The 22,365-nt window shown below is 44.6% G+C and carries 14 protein-coding genes; 8 read left to right on the forward strand and 6 right to left on the reverse strand.

The window, feature by feature from the left end:
• The first annotated feature begins 246 nt into the window (after positions 1-246).
• The 4 genes from DTQ70_RS11130 (at position 247) to DTQ70_RS11145 (ending at position 6,987) form a co-directional block, all read left to right on the forward strand.
• Positions 247-3,453 (forward strand): SusC/RagA family TonB-linked outer membrane protein, encoded by a 3,207-nt coding sequence (locus DTQ70_RS11130; protein WP_164489972.1) that lies wholly within the window; start codon positions 247-249, stop codon positions 3,451-3,453.
• A gap of 109 nt (positions 3,454-3,562) precedes the next feature.
• On the forward strand, positions 3,563-5,062 hold the full coding sequence (locus DTQ70_RS11135; RefSeq protein ID WP_122930868.1) for a SusD/RagB family nutrient-binding outer membrane lipoprotein: 1,500 nt from the start codon (positions 3,563-3,565) through the stop codon (positions 5,060-5,062).
• Positions 5,063-5,155: 93 nt separating this feature from the next.
• A complete protein-coding gene (locus DTQ70_RS11140) occupies positions 5,156-6,232 on the forward strand; it encodes an alkaline phosphatase family protein (RefSeq protein ID WP_122930869.1) in 1,077 nt (358 codons plus the stop codon).
• A 209-nt stretch (positions 6,233-6,441) separates the two neighbouring features.
• Entirely contained in the window at positions 6,442-6,987 is a 546-nt protein-coding gene (locus DTQ70_RS11145) for an HD domain-containing protein (protein WP_122930870.1), read from the forward strand.
• 36 nt (positions 6,988-7,023) lie between these two features.
• Here DTQ70_RS11145 and DTQ70_RS30670 read toward each other — a convergent pair whose 3' ends face one another.
• A complete protein-coding gene (locus DTQ70_RS30670; protein ID WP_164489973.1) occupies positions 7,024-7,353 on the reverse strand; it encodes a histone H1/H5 family protein, HCT subfamily in 330 nt (109 codons plus the stop codon).
• Between the two features lie 244 nt (positions 7,354-7,597).
• Here DTQ70_RS30670 and DTQ70_RS11150 point away from each other — a divergent pair, with 244 nt between their 5' ends.
• Entirely contained in the window at positions 7,598-10,153 is a 2,556-nt protein-coding gene (locus tag DTQ70_RS11150) for a phosphocholine-specific phospholipase C (RefSeq protein WP_122930871.1), read from the forward strand.
• A gap of 94 nt (positions 10,154-10,247) precedes the next feature.
• Here DTQ70_RS11150 and yidC read toward each other — a convergent pair whose 3' ends face one another.
• The gene (yidC, locus tag DTQ70_RS11155) at positions 10,248-12,119 is read right to left on the reverse strand and encodes a membrane protein insertase YidC (RefSeq protein WP_122930872.1); all 1,872 of its coding nucleotides are present in this window, start codon (positions 12,117-12,119) and stop codon (positions 10,248-10,250) included.
• 438 nt (positions 12,120-12,557) lie between these two features.
• Between yidC and rho the strand changes: the two genes are divergently transcribed.
• Positions 12,558-14,369 (forward strand): transcription termination factor Rho, encoded by a 1,812-nt coding sequence (rho, locus tag DTQ70_RS11165; protein ID WP_122930874.1) that lies wholly within the window; start codon positions 12,558-12,560, stop codon positions 14,367-14,369.
• Between the two features lie 89 nt (positions 14,370-14,458).
• Here rho and DTQ70_RS11170 read toward each other — a convergent pair whose 3' ends face one another.
• The 4 genes from DTQ70_RS11170 to DTQ70_RS11185 all read right to left on the reverse strand — a co-directional run bounded on the left by DTQ70_RS11170 (position 14,459) and on the right by DTQ70_RS11185 (position 18,704).
• Positions 14,459-15,160, reverse strand: a complete 702-nt coding sequence (locus DTQ70_RS11170) for an SAM-dependent methyltransferase (RefSeq protein WP_122930875.1) — start codon at positions 15,158-15,160, stop codon at positions 14,459-14,461.
• Positions 15,157-15,921, reverse strand: a complete 765-nt coding sequence (locus DTQ70_RS11175; RefSeq protein ID WP_122930876.1) for an alpha/beta fold hydrolase — start codon at positions 15,919-15,921, stop codon at positions 15,157-15,159. The genes DTQ70_RS11170 and DTQ70_RS11175 overlap by 4 nt, the downstream gene beginning before the upstream one ends.
• Before the next feature lie 16 nt (positions 15,922-15,937).
• The gene (locus DTQ70_RS11180; RefSeq protein ID WP_122930877.1) at positions 15,938-17,968 is read right to left on the reverse strand and encodes a M23 family metallopeptidase; all 2,031 of its coding nucleotides are present in this window, start codon (positions 17,966-17,968) and stop codon (positions 15,938-15,940) included.
• 124 nt (positions 17,969-18,092) lie between these two features.
• Entirely contained in the window at positions 18,093-18,704 is a 612-nt protein-coding gene (locus DTQ70_RS11185; RefSeq protein WP_122930878.1) for a fumarylacetoacetate hydrolase family protein, read from the reverse strand.
• Positions 18,705-18,778: 74 nt separating this feature from the next.
• Between DTQ70_RS11185 and DTQ70_RS11190 the strand changes: the two genes are divergently transcribed.
• Together DTQ70_RS11190 and DTQ70_RS11195 are read left to right on the forward strand one after the other, a co-directional pair.
• On the forward strand, positions 18,779-19,339 hold the full coding sequence (locus tag DTQ70_RS11190) for a hypothetical protein (RefSeq protein ID WP_122930879.1): 561 nt from the start codon (positions 18,779-18,781) through the stop codon (positions 19,337-19,339).
• Positions 19,340-19,393: 54 nt separating this feature from the next.
• Positions 19,394-22,321: a carbohydrate binding domain-containing protein gene (locus tag DTQ70_RS11195; protein ID WP_122930880.1), complete on the forward strand. Its 2,928-nt coding sequence runs from the start codon at positions 19,394-19,396 to the stop codon at positions 22,319-22,321.
• Positions 22,322-22,365: the final 44 nt, after the last annotated feature.

Below are 22,365 nucleotides of genomic sequence, written 5' to 3' on the forward strand. Positions count from 1 at the left end.
ATTTTGCAGCAAAGTAAAAAAACACCAAATCAGGTCAAAAAAAATTTTATCAACTGTTTTCCAATACATTACTTCACTACTTCATCATATCTACTTGTTAACGAAGGACTACAAAAGTTTAACTTTTGTAAAATTCTTAATACATCCTTCATCTTGCATTAATCATGAGGTAATATCCACATTCTTACTTTGTGACCTGAAATAATCAAATTCTTCTTCATTCTTACAATTAACCATTCTGTACTTATGTTACAAACTCTACCCCCAATTTTAGGGAAGAAAATCTGGGTGCTAAGTTGTTTAGCGCTTTGTTTTTGCATCACGGTGTTTGCACAAGACATGACTGTGCAAGGAAAAATTATCGACGCCGAAAATAACTCTCCGTTGCCTGGCGTGAGTATCGTTATTAAAGGAACAAACAAAGGCACTAATACAGATGCGCAAGGCAAATACCGCCTGAGTGTGCCTGCTAACGCCTCTCTGGTTTTTTCGTTTGTGGGTTATACTCCTCAAGAAATTTCGGTGGGCAATCGTACCGTCATTGACCTCTCTATGGCGCAAGATTTTCGTCAACTGAATGAAATTGTTGTAACTGCGCTTGGTATCAAAAAAGACGTTCGTCGCACGGGGGTTTCTATTCAAGGAATCGACGCGAGCCAAACCATCAAAGCCCGTGAACCCAATGCAGTTCAGGGATTGGTTGGCAAGGTAGCGGGTTTAACGATTGGAATGAGCGCCGAAATGCTCCGTCGTCCACAAGTAATACTTCGTGGTAATACGGACATTTTGTACGTAGTAGATGGTGTACCTATCAACTCCGACACTTGGAACATCAGCCCCGACGACATCGAAAGCTACTCCGTATTGAAAGGAGCTTCGGCATCGGCTTTGTATGGTTTCCGTGGCAAAAACGGCGCTATTTTGATTACAACCAAGCGTGGCTCAAAAGATAAACGTGGCTTTGCGGTTGATTTTAACTCCTCAACCATGTTTGACAACGGATTTAACGCCATTCCAAAAGTACAAGACCAGTATGGCCCTGGCGACCACGGTGTTTATGAGTTTGTGGATGGTCGTGGGGGCGGTAAAAACGACGGAGATTATGACGTCTGGGGACCAAAATTTGAAGGTCAACTCATTTCGCAATATGATAGTCCTATTGACCCTGCAACTGGTAAGCGCATGCCTACTCCGTGGATCGCTCGCGGAACAGATAACTTAAAGAGGTATTTAGAAACGGGCGTTTTGTCCACCAATAACATCGCGGTTTCGGCCTCAGGTGACAAATACAACGCCCGCTTTTCGTTGTCGAATACCTATCAAAAAGGAATCGTTCCAAACACCCGCCTCAACAGTTCTACCTTCAATACTTCGTTTGATTATAAGTTTAGCAATAAACTTTCTTTTGAGTCAAACTTGCAGTATAACCGTCAACAATCGCCCAACTTCCCTGACGTAAACTATGGACCTAACTCCATGATTTACAACATCATCATTTGGGCAGGTGCCGATTGGAACATCGACGACATGCGCAATTATTGGCAGCCTGGCAAAGAGGGTGTACAACAAATTTACGCCGAATATCAGCGTTATAACAACCCTTACTTTATGGCGTATGAGTGGCTACGGGGACACAATAAAACCGACATTGTGGGTCAAGTGGCGATGAAATACCAAATCGCCAACGGCATCGAAGCCATGTTGCGTACCCAAGTCTCGTCGTGGAATACCCTTCGTACCGAAAAATTCCCGTTTTCGATGGGCACGTACGGACGCGACGAACGCCGTGGCGACTACCGCGAAGACCAGCGCAATTTGTTTGACAACAACACAGAATTGTTGGTGAAAATTGACAAAAAAATTGGCACTAATTTTTCGGTCAATGGTTTTGTAGGTGGAAATATCCGTACGTTCAACTTCAACTATAATTTTACTACCACTGACTACCTCAACGTACCAGGTGTTTATAGTTTTGCCAACTCAGCCAACCCTGTTCGACTCAGCAACTTCCGTTCGGCTATGGGGGTAAATTCGGCCTACTACTCAGCCGACTTTTCCTTCAAAAACTTATTAACAGTCTCTACTACAGGGCGTATGGACCAGTTATCAACGCTTCCCAAAGGGAACAACACGTTCTTTTACCCTTCGGTAGCTGCAAGTTTTGTCGTTTCTGATTTGGTTCAAAATTTAGGCCCCATTTCGTTTCTAAAGTTGCGTGGGTCGTATGCCAACGTAAAAGATGGTTTAACCTCTTCGTCGTTCTCAGGCATCGGTTTGGGCTACGGCGACTCATACACCTCTTCGTACGACGGGCCAACTTACCAAAACTCCGCCGTTTACAGTACGCCATTGACCTACAACAACCAACCTGCGGCCTTTTTTACAAACACGCTCAACAATGCCCAAATTAAGCCCAACTCTACTTCTCAGACTGAGTTTGGAGCTGACATTCGTTTCTTACACAACCGCCTCAGCTTTGATGCTGCCTATTTTATCTCAAACGATGGGCCTCGTATCTTTAACTTGCCTCTTTCTACAACAACAGGGTATTCGGCGGCTTTAGTAAACGGTATCAAAACCCAGAAAAAAGGGGTTGAGCTTTCAATAACTGGTACGCCCATCAAAAATCTCAATGGATTAAATTGGGAAATTTTGGCCAACTGGTCCACATTCAAGGAGCGTTTGACTGAGATTTATCCAGGCGTTGAACGCTTGAATCAATTCTTGAAAGTAGGCGACCGCACCGATGCCTATTACGACCAAACGTTTATCCGTACGCAAGATGGCCAATTGATTAATGATGCGGGTGGACGCCCAATCATCAACCCAGTTAGTCAATTCCTCGGCTACCTAAATCCAGACTGGGTATGGGGCTTAAACAACCGCTTCAATTACAAAAACTGGAATTTCAGCTTCCAATTTGACGGACGTGTAGGTGGTGTCATTGCCAATTACATTCAGCGTCAGACTTTCCGTGGTGGTCGTCACATTGCTACGGTAGAAGGCGCTATGGGTGAAGCCCGTTTCCAGGACTACAAAGGCGTAAAATCATACGTTGGCGACGGCGTGGTAGTTTCCAATAATGTAGCTATCAAATACGATGTTGATGGCAACATCACCAACTATGGCGAGCTTCAGTTTACCCCAAATACCACGAAGCAGTTCCTCCAAGACTACATCAGCCGTCGGTATAGCCCCAACGGTGGCAACCTAATGGATCGTTCGTTTGCCAAACTTCGCGAGGTCGTTGTAGGTTACAATTTGCCAGCCAATTTGCTCCAAAAGACGTTCTTCAAACAAGCAAGCATCTCGTTTGTTGGTCGTAACTTACTGTATTTTGCCGAGAAAAAAGACATTGACCTCGATCAGTTTGCAAACGGCTCACAAGGCAGTTCTGACCTTCAAACACCGACCATGCGTCGTTATGGAGTAAACATCAATTTGACATTCTAAAACAAAGCCCCCAAACCCCCAATGGGGGCTTCGTTCAGCAAACTTTGACAGCTGCCAAGATGTACTGAACGAAGCAAAAATTCGGGGATTCACATAAAATTTTATACCGATGAAAAATATTTTTAGACTTCTGTTATTATTCCCACTTTGGGGATTAGGGGGGTGTCAAGATTTTACTACCCTCGAAAAAGACCCTAACCGCCCAGTCAACGCACCCGCTTCGTTGGTTTTCAATGGCATTTTGAACGACATGTACAATGTTGTCAACGCTGGCAGTGCTTGGGGAGACAAAGCCCGTTGGAACCAGTATTATTGCTCAAACTACAATTATTACGCGACCAACGAATATTCTTGGACTACCACCGACCTCTACTATTTTACGATAAAAAACGTATTAAAAATGGAGGAAGAGGCCAAAAGAGCAGGGCTACCCGAGCAAAATCCTTACAGTGCTTTGGGCAAATTTTTTCGGGCTTATTTCTTCGAAAATATGACAAAGCGCGTGGGTGATATTCCCATGACGGAAGCCCTCAAAGGGTTGGAATCACCTACACCAAAATACGACACTCAAAAAGCGGTGTACGTTCAGGTTTTGAAGTGGTTAGACAGCTCCAACGACGAATTATCCGCCCTTATCGCCAAAGGAGATCGCAATTTATCGGGCGACATTTACCTAGGCAATGACCTTGTCAAATGGCAAAGAGCGGTTAATTCGTTCAAAATGAGGGTACTGATAAGTCTTAGTAGCAAAGATGCTGACGGTGAGTTGCAGGTAAAACAACGTTTTGCCGAAATGGTTAGCAACCCCACCAAATTCCCAGTACAAGCAAGCATGAGCGATAACCTTCAATATACTTTTAATAACTTTAATAAGTACCCCCGAAACCCATCCAATTTTGGTTTCAATGCCACGCGTGAGAACATGGCCAAGACGTACATTGATTTGCTCGTAGCCCGCAAAGATCCGCGCGTTTTTGTCGTTGCCGAACCTGCCGAAGCCAAAATCAATGCAGGTTTGAAAGCCACCGATTACGAAGCTTACGTAGGAGCTTCTTCGGGAGAAGATTTGGCCGATATGAGTACCAGAGTGCTCAAGGGAGAATATTCTTTCCAAAAACGTGCTCGGTATTATTCTAACGACGTCGGCGAGGCGCTTTTCCTCATTGGTTATCCTGAGTTATGCTTCAACATTGCCGAAGGTATCAATCGTGGTTGGGCTACAGGTGATGCCGCTTCTTGGTACAAAAAAGGCATTGAAGCATCCATGAGCCACTATGGTATCGCAGACGTAACAGCGCTAACCACTTACCTCGACGGTACGCTGGTAAAATATGCAGGCAACAACGAAACGGGTTTAAACCAAATCGTTACTCAAAAGTATATTGCTTTCTTCCAAAATTCAGGATTAGAAGCATTTTATAACCAACGCCGTACGGGCATTCCTACTTTTTTGACAGGGGTAGGCACTGGCAACAGTGGTCGAATCCCAAAGCGCTGGCAATACCCAGCCACCGAACGTACCACCAACGTAACTAACTATAACTCTGCCCTTTCCTCACAGTTCACTGGTAAAGACGACGTGAACGATCTTATGTGGTTATTGAAATAATTGTTTTACTCAAAGGCTAAGTGAACACTAAAGCGGGTAGTTTTCTTCCCGCTTTATTTTTTAAAGTAGTGTTAAACTCAATCATTTATACCCATGAAAGCTACAATGGCTTGCATCTACCTTTTGTTGATTACTTTTTCAAGCATTGCCCAGCGCCAAACCGAAAATGTCATTCTGGTTACCACCGATGGCCTTCGCTGGCAAGAAATGTTTGGAGGAGCTGATTCTTCCCTCCTTTTTGACCCAACTTATACCAGCGACACGGCCAAATTAATAAAACAATTTTGGGCCAGTACCGCCGAAGAACGCCGCCAAAAACTCCTCCCTTTTTTCTGGAATACGGTGGCAACACAAGGTCAACTCTACGGCAACCGCTGGAATGGCAGTAAAATGAATGTCTCGAATACCTATTGGTTTAGCTACCCAGGATACAACGAAATTTTGAGTGGCTTTGCTGATGAACGAATCAACTCAAACGACAAAATCGACAACCCAAACACCACCGTTTTTGAGTTTATCAACAACCAACCAAAGTACAAAGGTAAAGTAGCTAGCTATGCAACTTGGGATGTGGTACCGCACATTATCAATGAAAAACGAACTGGCATTCCTGTCAATGCAGGCCACGAACCCGTCGCTAACCCCAACCCTCGCGAACAATTGCTAAACGATATTCAAGACAAGTTACCCAGCCCCTGGGGTGAAACTCGCCAAGATTTTATTACCTATTACATGGCCAAAGAATACATTCAAAAAAATAAGCCTAAGGTATTTTTCTTATCGTTTGACGAAACCGATGACTTTGCCCACGCGGGTAAATATGACCAGTATTTGCTAACGGCCAACATGGTAGATAAATTCATCGCAGATTTGTGGACTTACCTCCAATCACAACCCGAATACAAAGGTAAAACCACGATTTTGCTCACCACCGACCACGGACGCGGACATACACCCAAAGCCCGCTGGAAAGACCACGGCACCAAAACCCCCGATTGTTTTCAAATCTGGATGGGAGCGATGGGGCCTGATACCCCCGCCAAAGGCGAAGTAAAACACGCCGAAGTATTATTTCAAAACCAAATTGCCCAAACATTAGCCTCAGCCTTGGGATTGAATTTTACTTGTGAACATTCAGTAGGAGAAGCTATACAAACGGTTTTTAAGTAAAATCTAAAGCTTCGTCTGACGATGGTCGAAGGTCAGACGATAGTCAGACCGAAAGATAGTCGAAGGTCAGACGATAGTCAGACCGAAAGCAAGGCGATATACATAAAATCGTATAAAGCTTCTTCTGACTACCGTCTGACGAAGAAACACGATAGTCAGACCGAAAACAACGGCTAAACACCAATATTACATTATTTAACAACAAAACGATGTCCGCAATCACCAGCATTCGTCAACTTTTTGAAGCACAAGGCGATGACCAATACTACGGCGAAGACGTGAGCCAACTCGAACACGCTGCCCAAGGTGCCGATTTAGCCCGCAAAGGCGGGTTTGACAGAGAAGTACAGGTAGCTGCTTTTTTACACGACATTGGTCACTTAATGCCCACCGAGCTTGAAGAAGAACTCATGGCCGAATATGGCCGAAAAGACCACGAAGAAGTAGCTGCCGAGTGGCTACGCGCCCAAGGTTTTCCCGAAAAAGTCTGCATTTTAGTCGCCAACCACGTCAATGCAAAGCGGTATTTGACCTTTAAAAACCCAAAATATTTTGCTGGCTTATCCGAAGCGAGTTTAAAAACGTTAGAGTTTCAAGGGGGCCCAATGAATGCTGAAGAAGCAGCTGAGTTTGAACAAAACCCTTACTTTGACTTAATCATTCAGATGCGTCGCTGGGACGAAGCCGCCAAAGTAACAGGTTTAGCCAAACCCGATTTGGAATATTACTTACAACTTTGTGAAAGGGTGTTATAAAACGAGGCCTGATGAATCCATCAGGCCTCAATGTACTTACCCTTGCGTAGCTTCTTCTGTTGAACTTGGAGCAGTTTCTACTTGTCGCGCTTCAACTACTGCTGTTTCTTGCTTATTCTTTTCCGATTTTTTGGAAGTTTTCCCTTTTTTGAGCTTACCTTCTTTTTTACTTACTTTTTCGGCTTTCTTGGCTTCTTTCGCTTTTTCTTTTTCTTCTTTCTTAGCAAATTTAGCCAGCTTCTTCGCTAATTTCTCGGCTGCTTTGCCCACAGCTTTTTTCACTTTTTTTGAGCTAGTCTCGTCGGTAAGTGCGGCGGTTATTTTCTCAATAATTGCACTTGCTTGGGCTTTCTTTTCAGATTTCATTGTTGGTTTACTGATTTAAAAGGTTCAAATAAAAAAATCTACAAATACATAGCTATTTTTCGGTTAAAACAAAATTTTCAAGTTATGTTTATGTTAAGTTTCTAATACGACAAAAAGCAACTCAAGCATAAAAGATTCCTTTTTTTAGTAAAAATAACCATTTCTTAACTTCTTCCCTTAGCCTTTATGTACACTTTTGTCGTAGTATTGCTACCTGTTCCATTTTCATCACCAACTTTTCTATATGGATTCTAGAAGAGAATTTCTCAAAAAAGCCGCTCTACTTTCTAGCGGTGCAAGCCTATGGAGTGCCTTACCTCAATCTATCCAAAAAGCATTAGAAATTAATCCCCAACAGGGAAGTACTTATCTCGACGCCGAGCACATTGTCGTCTTGATGCAAGAAAACCGCTCATTCGACCACGCACTTGGTGCCCTCAGAGGGGTTCGGGGTTTTAATGACCCTCGGGCCATTCGCCAACCCAACAAAAACTTGGTTTGGTTACAGTCTAATGCCAAAGGCGAAACCTACGCCCCTTTTCGCCTTGATATTAAAGATACCAAAGTGACTTGGATGAGCTCCCTCCCCCACTCTTGGGAAAACCAAGTGGATGCTCGAAACAACGGGAAGTACAACCGCTGGCTTGACGTCAAAAAATCAGGAAACAAAGCCTATGCCCACATGCCACTCACCATGGGCTACTTTACGCGCGAAGACCTTCCGTTTTATTATGCCATGGCCGATGCCTTCACGGTTTGTGACCATAATTTCTGTTCGTCACTGACAGGTACTACCCCCAACCGCCTGTATCTTTGGTCGGGAACAATTCGGGAAAAACCTACTATTGAATCAAAGGCCAATGTTCGTAACTCAGACGTTGATTACGACGATTTGGCCCACTGGACCACTTTCCCTGAACGGTTAGAAGATAATGGCATTTCGTGGAGAATTTATCAAAACGAATTGAGCATTTCGATGGGCTTCAATGGCGAACAAGATGCCTGGCTTGCGAACTTCACCGATAACCCCATTGAGTGGTTTTCTCAATATAACGTTCGTTTCTCAACTGGCTATCAACGATTCCTTGCCAAACAGGTGGTTGAATTGCCCAAAGAAATTGCGGCGTTAGAACAAAAACTGCAAACGCTTCCTCCGTCTGGCAAAGAAACTGAAACTGCCCAAAAAACACTCAAACAGAAAAAAGACGAACTCGAAATCGCCAAAAAAGACCGCGAACTTTGGAGCAAAGAAAACTTTGAAAAACTTTCACAACGCGCAAAAAACCTTCACCAAAAGGCGTTTACGACTAATATAAACGATTCTCACTACCACGAGTTGACCACACACCGCTACGAGGATGGCAGCGTCGAACGTGAAATGTCGGTTCCTAAAGGTGATACCCTTCACCAATTCAGAGAAGATGTAAACACGGGAAAACTACCAACAGTTTCGTGGATTGTTGCCCCCGAAAACTTCTCCGACCACCCAGGGGCGCCTTGGTACGGGGCTTGGTATATTTCGGAGGTAATGGATATTTTAACCAAAAATCCTGAGATTTGGAAAAAAACCATTTTCATTGTTACGTACGATGAAAACGACGGTTATTTTGACCACGTTCCTCCTTTCGTAGCTCCCAAACCTGACTTGAGCGACGGGTTGGTTTCCAAAGGCATCGACCCGAGCGTTGAACACGTGACCATGGAGCAAGAACGTAAACGCAAAGAATACAGTGCGCAAAATCCTGGCCGCGACGGGGCTATCGGACTGGGTTACCGCGTTCCGATGCTGATTGCCTCCCCTTGGAGCCGTGGTGGATTTGTCAACTCGCAGGTGTTTGACCACACCTCTGTGTTGCAGTTTATGGAGCATTTCTTGAGCCATAAAACCAAGAAAGACATTAAAGAAACCAACATCAGCGCATGGCGGCGCACGGTATGTGGAGACTTAACTTCGGTCTTTCGCCCCTACAGCGGAGAAGAAATTCCGTTGCCTGAATCCGTTAAAAAAGATAGCTTTTATCAACTCGTACACAACGCCAAATTCAAAAATCCACCTTCTAACTTCAAAGCCCTTTCACCAGAAGAAATTGCCGCAGCCAACCAAAACCCTGCCGCTACTTCATGGATGCCAAAACAAGAAGAAGGTACGCGCCCCTCGGCGGCCATTCCGTATGAACTTTACGCCGACGCAGTACTCAGTGCCGATAAAAAATCAGTGTCGGTTCAGTTGAGCGCCCAAAATCGTGTTTTTGGGACAAAATCGGCGGGTTCTCCCTTTCACGTGTATGCCCCGCACAAATACCGCGCAAACGAAAGTGCTCCTTTTGAAGACTTAAAAGCTTGGTCGTACGCCGTAAGTTCAGGCGATTCACTCACACCCTCTTGGCCGCTTTCCAGTTTTGAAAACGACGCCTATCATCTCTGTGTGTATGGCCCTAACGGGTTTTTCCGCGAATTTAAAGGACAAGCCAATAGCCCACAGTTGAGTGTAAAAGGAGTATATGAAACATTAAAGGGTTCAAAAAATCAACTTTCGGGGAATTTAACCTTGCAATTCCGTAATGCGGACTCTCAAAAAAGGCTACGCGTAGTAGTTACGGACAATGCCTACAAAAACGCCCCTAAAACGGTGGTTGTAGAAGCTAAAAATGGACAAGCATCACTCGTACTCGACCTCAAGAAAAGCCACGGCTGGTACGATGTCAGCATCCGCGTAGAAGGTACGGAGGGTTTTGAGCAACGTTTTGCGGGCCACGTCGAAACAGGCAAAGATTCTGTGAGCGACCCTGCAATGGCATAAATTGATAGATAATAAAAAAGGGCAGCTGATTGCTGCCCTTTTTTATTAATGGCGTGTGCGTTGGGGTGCTTACACCCCGACACATCCTTCCTATCTATTTTTTCTTCGCTTGCGCACGTTTTGCTTCGACTTGCTTTTTCGCTTCGTCAGCTTGTTTTTTTGCTTCATCAGCCGCTTTCATTGAGCGCTCAAGCATATCCGAGAACTTCGACTTCTTCTTCTCACCTGACGCAATTTTGCGGCGGTTTTCTTCCAAAATCGAGCGAATTTTATCATCATTCACAAAACGACGAATCACCTGCTGTTGTAAGATAGTCACTACGTTCGATACCAAGTAGTAAAAACTCAAACCCGCTGGGAATGAGTTCATGACAAACATAAACATCACAGGCATAAAATACGTCAGCATACGCATATCAGGCATTCCAGGCTGCTGCACTTGCGCAGGTGTAATTTGGTTGTTGTACCACGCGTACACCAACTGAGAAACGGTCATGGCCAACGTAAAAATACTTACGTGTGCACCGTAGAATGGAATCGCAAACGGCAATTTAATCGGGGCATCGTAGGTAGAAAGGTCACTTGCCCACAAAAACGACTGCTGACGAAGTTCAATCAAGTTGGGAAACAAGAAGAACAGAGACATCAAAATAGGCATTGTTGCCAACACAGGAATACAGCCACTCAACGGACTCACGCCTACTTGTTGGTACAATTTCATTTGTTCTTGTTGCATTTTGGCCGCGTCATCGCCTACTTTTTCTTTGATAATCGCCAGTTCTGGCGCCAACATCCGCATTTTAGCCATACTTACATACGACTTATAAACGAGCGGGGTCATCAACAATTTTACAATCAACACCAACACCACAATCAGCACCCCATAGTTAGAGAAGAACTTCTCCAAAAAGCTAAACATCGGCACGAAGAAGAACTTGTTAAGCGGTTTCAAGAACGCATAGCCCAAGTCCACGTTATCGCCAAAATCGGTAGCTGTATCAATATTTTTTACGATTTGGTAATCGTTTGGTCCAAAGAAAAACTGGAAGTTTCCTTTCCCTGCTTTCAAGTCCGCCGTTGAAAGGCTTCCTTCACTTTGCATGGTTTTGATGTAGGTCGTGTCCGACTGATTTACCAACGATTTTAAAGTGGCATTACTCAAACTCGAACCTTTAGTAATAAAAGCCGAAAGGAAATATTTGTTTTTATGGGCAAACCACGAAACAGGTTGCTCTATTTTCTCTTCCACATTATCGCTTTGTCCGCGACCGATGTCCGACAATTCCCCGTCTGAGTAATAATTGGTCGTCACTACTTTACGGTTTTCGGCCATGTCATTTTCTAGCTGCTTCAACTTATCTTGCCATACAAGGCGAGTAGGTTCGTTTTTAACAAGGCCGTCCAATCCAACCAATTGCACATCATAATCAATCAAATACCCACTTCCCTGAATGGTGTAGGTTTGTTCGATGTACTGATTAGCTCCCAAAGGCAAACGGAAAGCTAGTTTCGTTGATTTGCCTGAAGTAATTACTTGGTTGCTTGCCTCTGTGGTAAAATACAAATCAGCTAAATTGATTGTGCCTTTGTTGGTAGGGAGTTCGAGGTTAAACTTACTACTTTGCTCATCAATAAGGTACAGAGGAGCATTGGTGTAAGTTTTGAATTTTTTCAATAATACTTCTTTGACATTCCCGCCTTTGGTGCTAAAAGTCAAGCGAACATCGTCTGTTTCTACCACAATATCTTTTGCGGTACCGATGGCTGCACTGGCAAAATCGCCATAGATGGCTTTGGCAGCTACCGAATCCAATTGACGAGGGGCAGGTGCAACAGCGGCAGTAGCACTAGACTTTGTTTGCGTCGCAGGATTCGTCTTGGGAGGCTCAGTTTGTGGTGCTAGGATTTGGTACCCTATTAGCATCATCATGATGAGCGCTAATCCAATGATTTGATTTCTCTCCATTTGTTTGGTTTATACGTTATTTATGACACGTTATTTGTTACACGTTATTCATACTCAGCCGTTAGGAAACATTCTCATGATTAACGGTAAACTAATAACTGCCCTTGCTGTGGCAAAAGCGGGTGCAAAGTTAGTGAGTTTTCAAGAATTAGCACCTGTGAGAAGGATGAGCGGTCGTTTTTTAGCGAAAAAATCACAATAGCGCCAAAAAAAATAACAAATACCAAAATTTTCTTGACAGAATCCCGTTTAAGAAGTATAATTGCGAGACTTTTCTGACAATACTACGGCTTATCTGATACACATTAACCCAAAAGCCGTCTCTCTTGTTCAGTTCCAGCTATCAATCCCTATTTTTCTTGGTTTATCCTCTTGTTGTTAAATAACTAATAATAAACATTTCTCCGTGTAAAGGTTCTCTTTACCCTTCATTTTTATATGCTCAGCATTGATGATCTAAATCCCAAACTCCTAGCAGAGTTGCGGGTAATTGCCGAAAAAAACGGTATCAAAGACCCTTCTAAGTTTTCAAAGAAAGAACTGATTGCTAAAATTTTAGAAAAACAGTCCTCTACTTCTGACACTCCCGCCGAAAAATCAAAATCTGCACAACCTTCAGGTAAACGTCCTCGAAAAGTTGCTGCGTCAGACCCTGATGCGCCAACCGAAGACGCCGCCGCAGAAGATGCTTCTTCAGACTCTATTGAGGTAGTTTCTCAAAGTACTATTGACTTTTTTCACCCCAAATCAAACGATTCGTTTGAGAAACGTGGCAAACGTCAGCGTATTCATAAAAATGAGAAGCCATTCCCTGAAAATTCCCCAAAGGATGCAGCCCCTCGTTTTTTTGATGAACCTACGCCCGAACCCACTGCAGCACCCACCGAGGCGCCCGTGCAGCCAGCAAATGAGCAACCAGCAGCTGAGGAGGAATTTGCCGATATAAAAATCGAACTTCCAGAGGAAGATTTTTTCGACACCTCTTTTATTACTGAAAATTTTGAAGCAGAAGCACCCGCAGAGGTAGAACCCGAGCCACTTCCCGCAAAAACGGAAGAACGCTCACGCGACTATCGACCTGATGAGTTCCAGAGTAAAATCAAACGCCAATACAACAACTACGTAAAAGAATTTGATGGACTTATCATCAACGAAGGCGTACTCGAAATTATGTCTGATGGTGGGTACGGTTTCTTACGGTCTGCCGATTATAATTATTTAGCTAGTCCCGACGATATTTATGTATCGCCTTCCCAAATAAAACTCTTTGGTCTAAAAACTGGTGACACCATTCGTGGCTCAGTACGCCCGCCCAAAGAGGGAGAAAAATACTTTGCCCTGCTTCGCGTAGAAACCGTCAACGGTAAAACAACCGAAGAAATCCGTGACCGTATTCCGTTTGAGTACCTAACGCCTTTGTTCCCACAAGAGCACATCAAACTCAGCGGCAAGCCTGATAATTATTCTACGCGGATTCTCGACTTGTTTGCCCCCATCGGAAAAGGCCAACGAGGAATGATTGTAGCGCAGCCAAAAACGGGTAAAACCGTGTTACTAAAGGAAATTGCCAACGCAATTACGCGCAATCACCCTGAGATTTACCTGATCATTTTGCTCATTGACGAACGTCCAGAGGAAGTTACCGACATGCAACGCAGTGTTCGCGCCGAAGTGATTTCTTCGACCTTTGACGAGCAAGCCGACCGCCACGTAAAAGTAACAGGTATGGTACTTGAGAAAGCAAAGCGGATGGTAGAATGTGGCCACGACGTGGTGATACTCCTCGACTCTATCACGCGTTTGGCCCGTGCATATAATACCGTTACGCCTGCATCGGGTAAAATCCTTTCGGGTGGGGTGGACGCCAACGCACTTCACAAACCCAAGCGCTTCTTTGGTGCGGCTCGTAACGTTGAAAACGGTGGCTCTTTGACCATCATCGCTACAGCCCTCATTGATACTGGTTCAAAAATGGACGAAGTTATCTTTGAAGAATTTAAAGGTACGGGTAACATGGAACTCCAACTCGACCGCCGTTTGGCCAACAAACGTATGTATCCAGCAGTTGATGTAAATGCCTCAGGTACACGACGTGAAGATTTGCTACTCGACCGCGAAACCCTCCAGCGTATGTGGATTTTGCGCAAGTATCTTTCTGACATGAATCCAAATGAAGCGATGGATTTCTTACTAGAACGTATGAAAGGAACACGTACCAATGAGGAGTTCTTGATTTCGATGAACAGATAGAAAAACGACTTTTCGTTCTATCTTACTACTTTTATAAAGAGAGGCTGAGTCAACGACCCAGCCTCTTTTATTTTCTTTCCCGTTTCCAATTATTCTCCCAACAAAAAAACGGTCGGTTTTTTGTGAAGCTCAGGCACTTGGGTTTTCCACTGTTTTACTGTCAACGTTTTGACAAATCCTTCTGGTGATGTCACGTTACAAGCAACACAAACACGGGTGTTTGGCTGGCATTGTGTCAGTATTTCCTTCATCATTTGGTTGTTCCGATAAGGCGTTTCAATAAAAATCTGGGTCTGCCTCTTGGCTATCGCCTCTTTTTCCAATTGCTTAACGGCTTTCCCTCTCGGAGCTCGGTCGATGGGCAAATAACCGTGAAAAACAAACGATTGTCCGCTCATGCCTGACGCCATCAACGCCAACAATAGTGACGAAGGCCCGACCAGCGGCACTACCTCAATGCCCAATTGGTGCGCGTATTTAACGGCTACAGCGCCTGGGTCAGCAACACCAGGGCAACCCGCTTCCGACATGACCCCTGCATCTTTGTTTTCGGCCAACAGTGCCTTCAATTGCGCCAAGGTATCCGCCTCAGGTGTATTTTTTTGAAGTTCGTAAAAAGTGAGGTTTTCAATGGTTTTACCCAACCGTAAACTACTCACAAAACGGCGGCCAGTGCGCAACTCTTCGGCAAAAAAAACCTCCAAATCTTTTACCGCCTCAGGTACATGGGCTGGCAAAACACTTTGCGTTGTCCCCTCAGCCAGCGGTGTTGGAATTAAGTATAGTTTCATTTGGCAAAGTTCATCAACGATTTTACAAAAGCCTCGGGCTGTTCAGCTTGTACCCAATGCCCTGCGTTTTCGATGGTATCGAGGGTAACATTCGGGAAAAGCGTTTGGATGGTCCAGAAATCAGTATCTTTGATATACCTCGATTCTGCTCCCCGAATAAAAAGCGTAGGTGTCCGTATTGTTTGGGTATTTTCTAAATCCGCCCCTATCAACTCGATGTATTGGTTTATCACGGGCAAATTGATACGCCACGCAAACACCCCTTCTTCGTTGCGGTACAGGTTTTTTAATAAGAATTGACGTACCGACGGGCTTGGTTCGTATTGGCTCAAAATGGCTTCGGCTTCGTTGCGGTTTTGAATTTCGGTCAAAGGAACGGCACTTAACCCTTTCAAGATTTCGGCATGATGAACGGGATACGACTTGGGAGCAATGTCAACCACCACCAACTTACTGAACGTGTCAGGATACAACATGGCGTATTGCATTACCGTTTTTCCACCCATCGAATGTCCTACCAAAATCGGGTTTTCAATGTTATTTTGTTGTAAAAAATCGTGTAAATCAGCCGCTAATTCTGGATAGGTATGACTGGGAGCATGAGGTGATCGGCCGTGGTTTCGCTGATCAACGGCATAAACCGAAAACCCTTGCTCTGCGATTACCTTGCTTATTGTCAGCCAGTTATCACATGACCCAAACAGTCCGTGTAAAATAACCAGTGGTTGCCCTGTGCCTACTTGGCGAAAAAAAAGTTGCATATTTTTAACTGCCTAATTATCGCTTAGCGCGTTTTTTGGAAGATTTTTTTGCTTTACCCGTCGCCTTTGTTGCCTTTTTTCGACGACCAGCGACGGCTTTTGATTTGGTGCGTTTTGAAGCTGCGGCAGGACGAACCACCGCTTCTTTGATTTCACTTTCAACAACCGCTACATTCCCCGCTCTATCCCGCACCTCTAAGCGCAACGTACCTTCAAAATCGAGGGAATCTACCAGTTTGTCAGACCAAATATAACTGCGTTTGTAATCATAATTCATCAATACCCACTCACCATTGACGTAGGCATCAAAACGTTCAATACCCGACATGCCATCTGAAATTCGGGCCGAAATGCTTTTTTTATTGGCTTGAATCACTCGAACGGCTGGTGGGTTGGTGTCGGTAGCCAACCCAAAACTCCCAAGTTCTCGGGTGGTAAAATCAATCGAATTTCCTTCCCATTTCCCCCCGACAAACCTCATACGTCCGCCATCTAAGCGGTACATGTGGGTTTTCTCAGGATTTTCGGGCAGGGCGTCGGGTCGAAAGTTCACTCCAATTGCATCCCGAAGTGGCGTATAAGCATCGTTAATAATCAAGCCATTGGGGCGTGACTGAACCGCTAAATACAGCGTATCAAAAATGCTTTTATTGCCAAAACGAATGGAAAAGCGGTCTTCTTTGTAGGTTTCAATTCGGTCGGGGCGAATGCGTTGCCGAAAATCGGTACGAAGTAACTTATTCCCAATCCGAATCGAGTCGGGCAAATGTTCGCGTAAATCCAGCAAATAAACCGTCTCCCCGTTTGATTTGTAAGCAGGTGAAAGTTGCAAGGGCGCACGCTTACTGAAAATTTCTGCGGGAACGGCTTGCGATAAACCCAACGCACTGATTTTTAATACGTTTTCGGTCGCATCCGTTTTGATGTATGCCAAACTCGGTGCCTGTTCAGATTCTCCCAAGGGCATCATAAGCGTTTCTGTAAGTTCTCCTTTTACCTTAAACCGCAGTATCGACGAATTTTCGTAGGAGTCAAAAAGTGTCACTTGTACTTCGTGCGTCAGCGTATCCCGAATTTGAAGTTTTCCCCGATAGCCATCCGTTTTTTGGAGACCATACAGGTTACCGTCGGGGTTATAACATTTTAAATAACGAAGCCCGTTGCGTTGTTCGGTGGCATAATCAATGACGTTGTTGTAGTCGCGGGTGCTCCAGCTGGGAAACGACGTCATGTTGTAAGCAAACACTTCTTTCCCGTCCAATTTGATTTCAACACAATTGACACCATTGCGAAAGTTGACACCGTTCATTGCATCAAAAGCAATCAGTTCTAACCCAATTTCTCCCCAAGCTTTGATAGTCTGGCCAATGTTATAACTTCCATCTTTTTGACGGACAGGACGAACACTGATTCGTTCAAACTCACCATTGACACGACTTATCAGTGACATCGGACGAATGGCCATTGAATTGAAATACGGCGGAATCTCATCTTCTACTTCCTCAAAACCAAAAAACAGTGGATTGAGGTAATTGTCTTTTGAGTCCCGAATTTCAAAGTGTAAATGCGGGCCTCCCGACCCTCCTGTATTGCCAGACAGGCCAATCAATTCGCCTTTTTGAACGGGAAATTGCTCGGGCGACGGATTTATTTCTATTTCAAACGTTTTGCGTTCGTACTGTTTTTCCCGCAAATAACTCCCCATGGGATCGGCAAACGACAACAAGTGCCCATAAACGGTGGTCATGCCGTTGGAGTGCTTGATAAAAATCACATTGCCATAACCCGTTGTTTGAACCTTGATTTTGGAAATATATCCATCGGCAGCAGCCAACACTTGCAAACCTTCGCGTTGTTGGGTACGGACGTCAATCCCCGCATGGAAGTGATTGGCGCGCAAGTCACCCAATACTCCCGCTAGGGTATTTTTTTGCCCAGGAGAAATCGGAAATATAAAATAGCCTTTGGGAAAGCTGGCTTTTTGGGCAAAGCTTCCAATGACAAAAAAGATACTGAAAAACGGTACGAGAATGCGTTTTATAACCATGTACTAACTTTGGTGTTTTCTTTGTTGGGTTGTTGCTTTTTAGTTCACGAGGTTTTGAGAAACCTCGCGTCGGTTATTGTAACCGACGGCACTCTAAACCGTAAACTTAAAAACCTCAAACCTTTTACTTAACCTCAAATTCCAACATTTTTTTACCTTCAACGAAAGCCGTGAGCTTGTCGCCTGCTTTTACAGGGCCTACTCCTTTGGGCGTACCCGTAAAAATCAGGTCTCCTGTTTTGAGGGTAAAAAAGCGAGATACAAACGATATTATGTAGTCTATTTTGAACAACATCAAAGAAGTATTGCCTTGTTGGCGCGTTTCGCCATTTACTTCCAGATGGAAATTGATGTCTTGCATATCCGCAAATTCTGCCTTTGAAACAAAGTCGGAAATCGGGGCGGAACCGTCAAATGCCTTGGACAATTCCCACGGCAAGCCTTTGGTTTTTAGCTTTGATTGTAAATCACGCGCGGTAAAATCAATCCCAATGCCTACTTGGTCGTAGTATTTATGGGCAAACTTTTCGTCAATATTTTTGCCCATCTTACTGATTTTCACCACAATCTCTACTTCATGGTGAACATCTTGTGAGAAATCGGGCAAATAAAATGCGGCTCCTTCCTTCAACAACGCCGTGTCGGGCTTTTGGAAAATGACGGGGTCTTCTGGAATGGCATTTTGAAGTTCGTGAATATGATCAACGTAGTTACGACCTATGCAAATGATTTTCATAATTTTCTGGATTTTACGCGCACAAAACTACGGACTACCTCCCGTAAAAGGAAATCTATTCTTAGCTTTGTAAAATGAAGTCATTTTATCAACTCCTGTTCCAAAACGAAACGCTTTATCGCGCCCAAGAAGTAGAGGCGATAGAAAAAATAGTCAAAGAGGTCGCCACGTCTTTGGTCCAAGAGCCTGTAGCGGAGGCACCTACACCACCGCCTCCTGCTCCTGTAGCCGCACCCATTCCTTCTCTACCGAATTTTGAGACTCCCAACCTCAACCATCAGGTGTTAATTTTAATCAACGAATCGCCAAAGATGTCGCCGAGTAATACCATATTCTTGGAGAAAGTACTCAAAGCAGTCAACTTAAACCTCGATGGCGTGGACATTTTGAACTTATCGGGAGCCAAACAGATGGATTTTCGACCGTTGCTCCAAAACAAGAAAGTACACCATATTATATCGTTTGGCGTGCCGTTTATCCAAATCAATTTGGAAATTATGATGAACCGCTACGACCCCAAACAAATTGCGGGAGTCAATTTTCTTTTGTCCGAATCGCTCGACATTGTGCAGAGTGACGACAAAAACAAACGCGCCCTATGGAATTGTCTCAAAAGTATGTTTTTGGGCAACTAAAAAGACTTTCCAAGTTTTAAAAAACCTAGAAAGTTTACTATAATCTTTAACGGCATGAAAAAGCTACTTTCCTTCTTCTTTGTTGTATATATTTACTTCCCATCTTTTGGGCAAAACTTTACAGGCGGTTTCAACTTTTCGTTTCCCTACAACGATGGAAGTAATGCCGCTTTTTTACCAAAATTTCCCGCGAAAACCATTGGCAACCCAGACCGCGTTTCGGTCAATGGCAGCAACTTCATCGTCAACGGTCAACCTTTTCGTTTTTGGGGCGTCAATATTACTTCTGCCGCTGCTTTTCCTGCCAAAACCACCGCCCCCGACGTCGCAACCCATGCCCGTAAAATGGGCATCAATTTGGTGCGCTTTCACCACTTAGACAATCCCTGGGGAGGAAACGAAGGCAGTATCTTTGTTTCAGGGCAATCAACTCGAACCTTAAATTCAACAACCCTCGACCGCCTTGATTTTTTTATCAATGAGCTGAAAAAGAACAATATTTATACAAATATGAACTTGAACGTATCACGGACGTTCAAGACTTCCGACGGCGTAGCCAATGCCGATTCACTGCTGGATTTTGCCAAAGGAGTCACCATTTTTGACCCACAGTTGATTGCGCTTCAAAAAGAATACGCTACCCAATTGCTGGGACACGTCAACCCTTACACAGGCTTAAAACTTGCCGAAGACCCTTGTTTGGCCATGGTTGAAATCATCAACGAAAATTCGTTGTATGGCATGTGGGAAGACAACCAACTCAAATCAAGAAAAGATGGTGGTTCTTTACTGTATCGTCAGGCTATTAGACTCGACAGCCTTTGGAATGCGTTTTTGGTGACCAAATATCAAACCCAAGCCACCTTGCAAACCGCTTGGCAAGGGTCGAGCCTTAACATCACAGAAAGAGTAACCGATGGCGGTTTTGAAGGCGCAATGTTGAATACCAACTGGACAATGGAACAAAACGCGGGAGCTACTGCAACCGCTACTTTAGACAATTCGCAAGCCCAGTCAGGCAGTAAATCAGCCAAAGTAACGGTCACGAACAAAGGCACCGAAACGTGGCATTTGCAGTTTAAGTACCTCCGTTTTTCGTTGCAAAAAGACACCACCTACACCATTCAGTTTTGGGCAAAAGCCAATCAAGCCGCCGTCTTGAGTGTGTCGCTCATGCAAGATGACTCCCCTTATAAATGGTACGGCGGACAAAACTTCAACCTAACCACTACTTGGCAACTGTTCAAAATCAACGTTGTTTCAACTGACGATTTGGCAGGCAAAGGACGCTTGGCTTTTCAGGTAGGAAATTTACCAAACGGAACTACGATTTGGCTTGATAATGTTTCCCTAAAAGAATCGACGCGTACGGCTTTTCTAGCGGGAGAAAACCTAGCCACGCGCAACATCCAGCGGGTGGACTACCGTGACAGGGGAAATTATTCAAAACAACGCGTGGCTGATTTGGCGCAATTTTATATCCAACTTCAAAAGAAGTTTATGGAAGAAATGCGCACTTTTCTCCGTACAAACCTCAACGTCCAAGCACCCATCACAGGCACCAATGCACTCACGGGGATTCAGGAAGGACTTGAGCACGAATCTATGGACTATTATGACGACCATAGCTATTGGGACCATCCGCACTTTCCAAACGTGGCATGGGATGCTTCCGATTGGACCATCAATAATACGCCCATGGTCAAAAATGCGTATTTCAGTGCCATTTCTTCCGTTTTTTCAGGAATACCATTGGCCTCAAAACCTATCACCATCAGTGAGTACAACCACGGCTACCCCAACCGCTACCGCGCCGAAATGGTGCCCGCCATGGCTGCGTACGGTGCTTTTCACGGCATGGATGGGGTCATGTTTTTTGAATACAATAGCGATGTCAACAGCACTTGGGCGGCCGATAAAGTGGGAGGTTATTTTTCCATTCACTGCGACCACAGCACCATGAGTTTGTTTCCCTCTTGCGCCTGGGCGTTTCGGAATGGCCTCATTACCGAAGCCACGCCGACGTTGGTCAATTACTCCGAAAAAGACATTTATTGGTCGTTTGAAAAAGACAACAGCGGCCGTTGGGGAAAATACGTCCCCTACGATTTTCGACTCCAACTTACCCATTCGCTGCGCACCAATACCTACCACCATGCCCAAGGGCTCAGCAGTCAGACGTTTCCAAACGTAAGCAATGGTACTTTTCAAACATCAACCCAACAAACCACACTAAACACACAGACGGGTTTTTTAACCACCAATACCCCTCGCTTTGTGGCACTTACGGGCTTTTTAAAAGACGCTCCTAATACGCAAGTTGGGAACTTCACCCTCAAATCAGCCAGCGAATTTGGCGCACTTACTTGGGTATCACTCAATTCAAAACCCTTGGCAGATTCCGACAGCTCGTTGATTACCATTACGTCCCAAACCCAAAACACTGGGATGGTTTGGAACGCTGCCAACACTTCGGTCAACAACAATTGGGGAACGTCTCCAACTACGGTGCGCCCCTTGGCCATTGAAGCCCGATTGACGCTTACTGCGGAAGCGCTACGTATTCACAAACTTTCCACGACAGGGCAGGTATTATCAACGAGTGATGTGCTTCCCTCCTCGCCCAATACATTCGATGTGTCATTTGTCCAAAGCACCGACCAAACCCTTTGGTATGCGCTTCAAGCTATTAAAAAATCAGATTTATTACTTTCGGTGACCACCTCCAACCCATCGGGCGATGTGGTCAATGTTTATCCGAACCCAGCTCAAACGCTACTTACCGTCGAATTTACGCTATCAGCGCCCAAGCCCGTATCATTTGAAATCTACAACGCCGCCGCAAGTATGGTGTTCAATACGACCAATACCATGGGAGTTACTGGCAATAATCGGATGACTGTCAACGTCCAACATCTTCCCAACGGAACTTACTTTTTGCGAATAGGCAGTCAGGTAAAGCGCATCGTGATAAGCCGTTAAAAAGTGGTTCTTTCGTTGACAAGATTGTATTACATTTACAAAAA

Origin of the sequence: Runella sp. SP2 (assembly GCF_003711225.1) — a bacterium.
In the GTDB taxonomy this organism is placed as follows: Bacteria; Bacteroidota; Bacteroidia; order Cytophagales; family Spirosomataceae; genus Runella.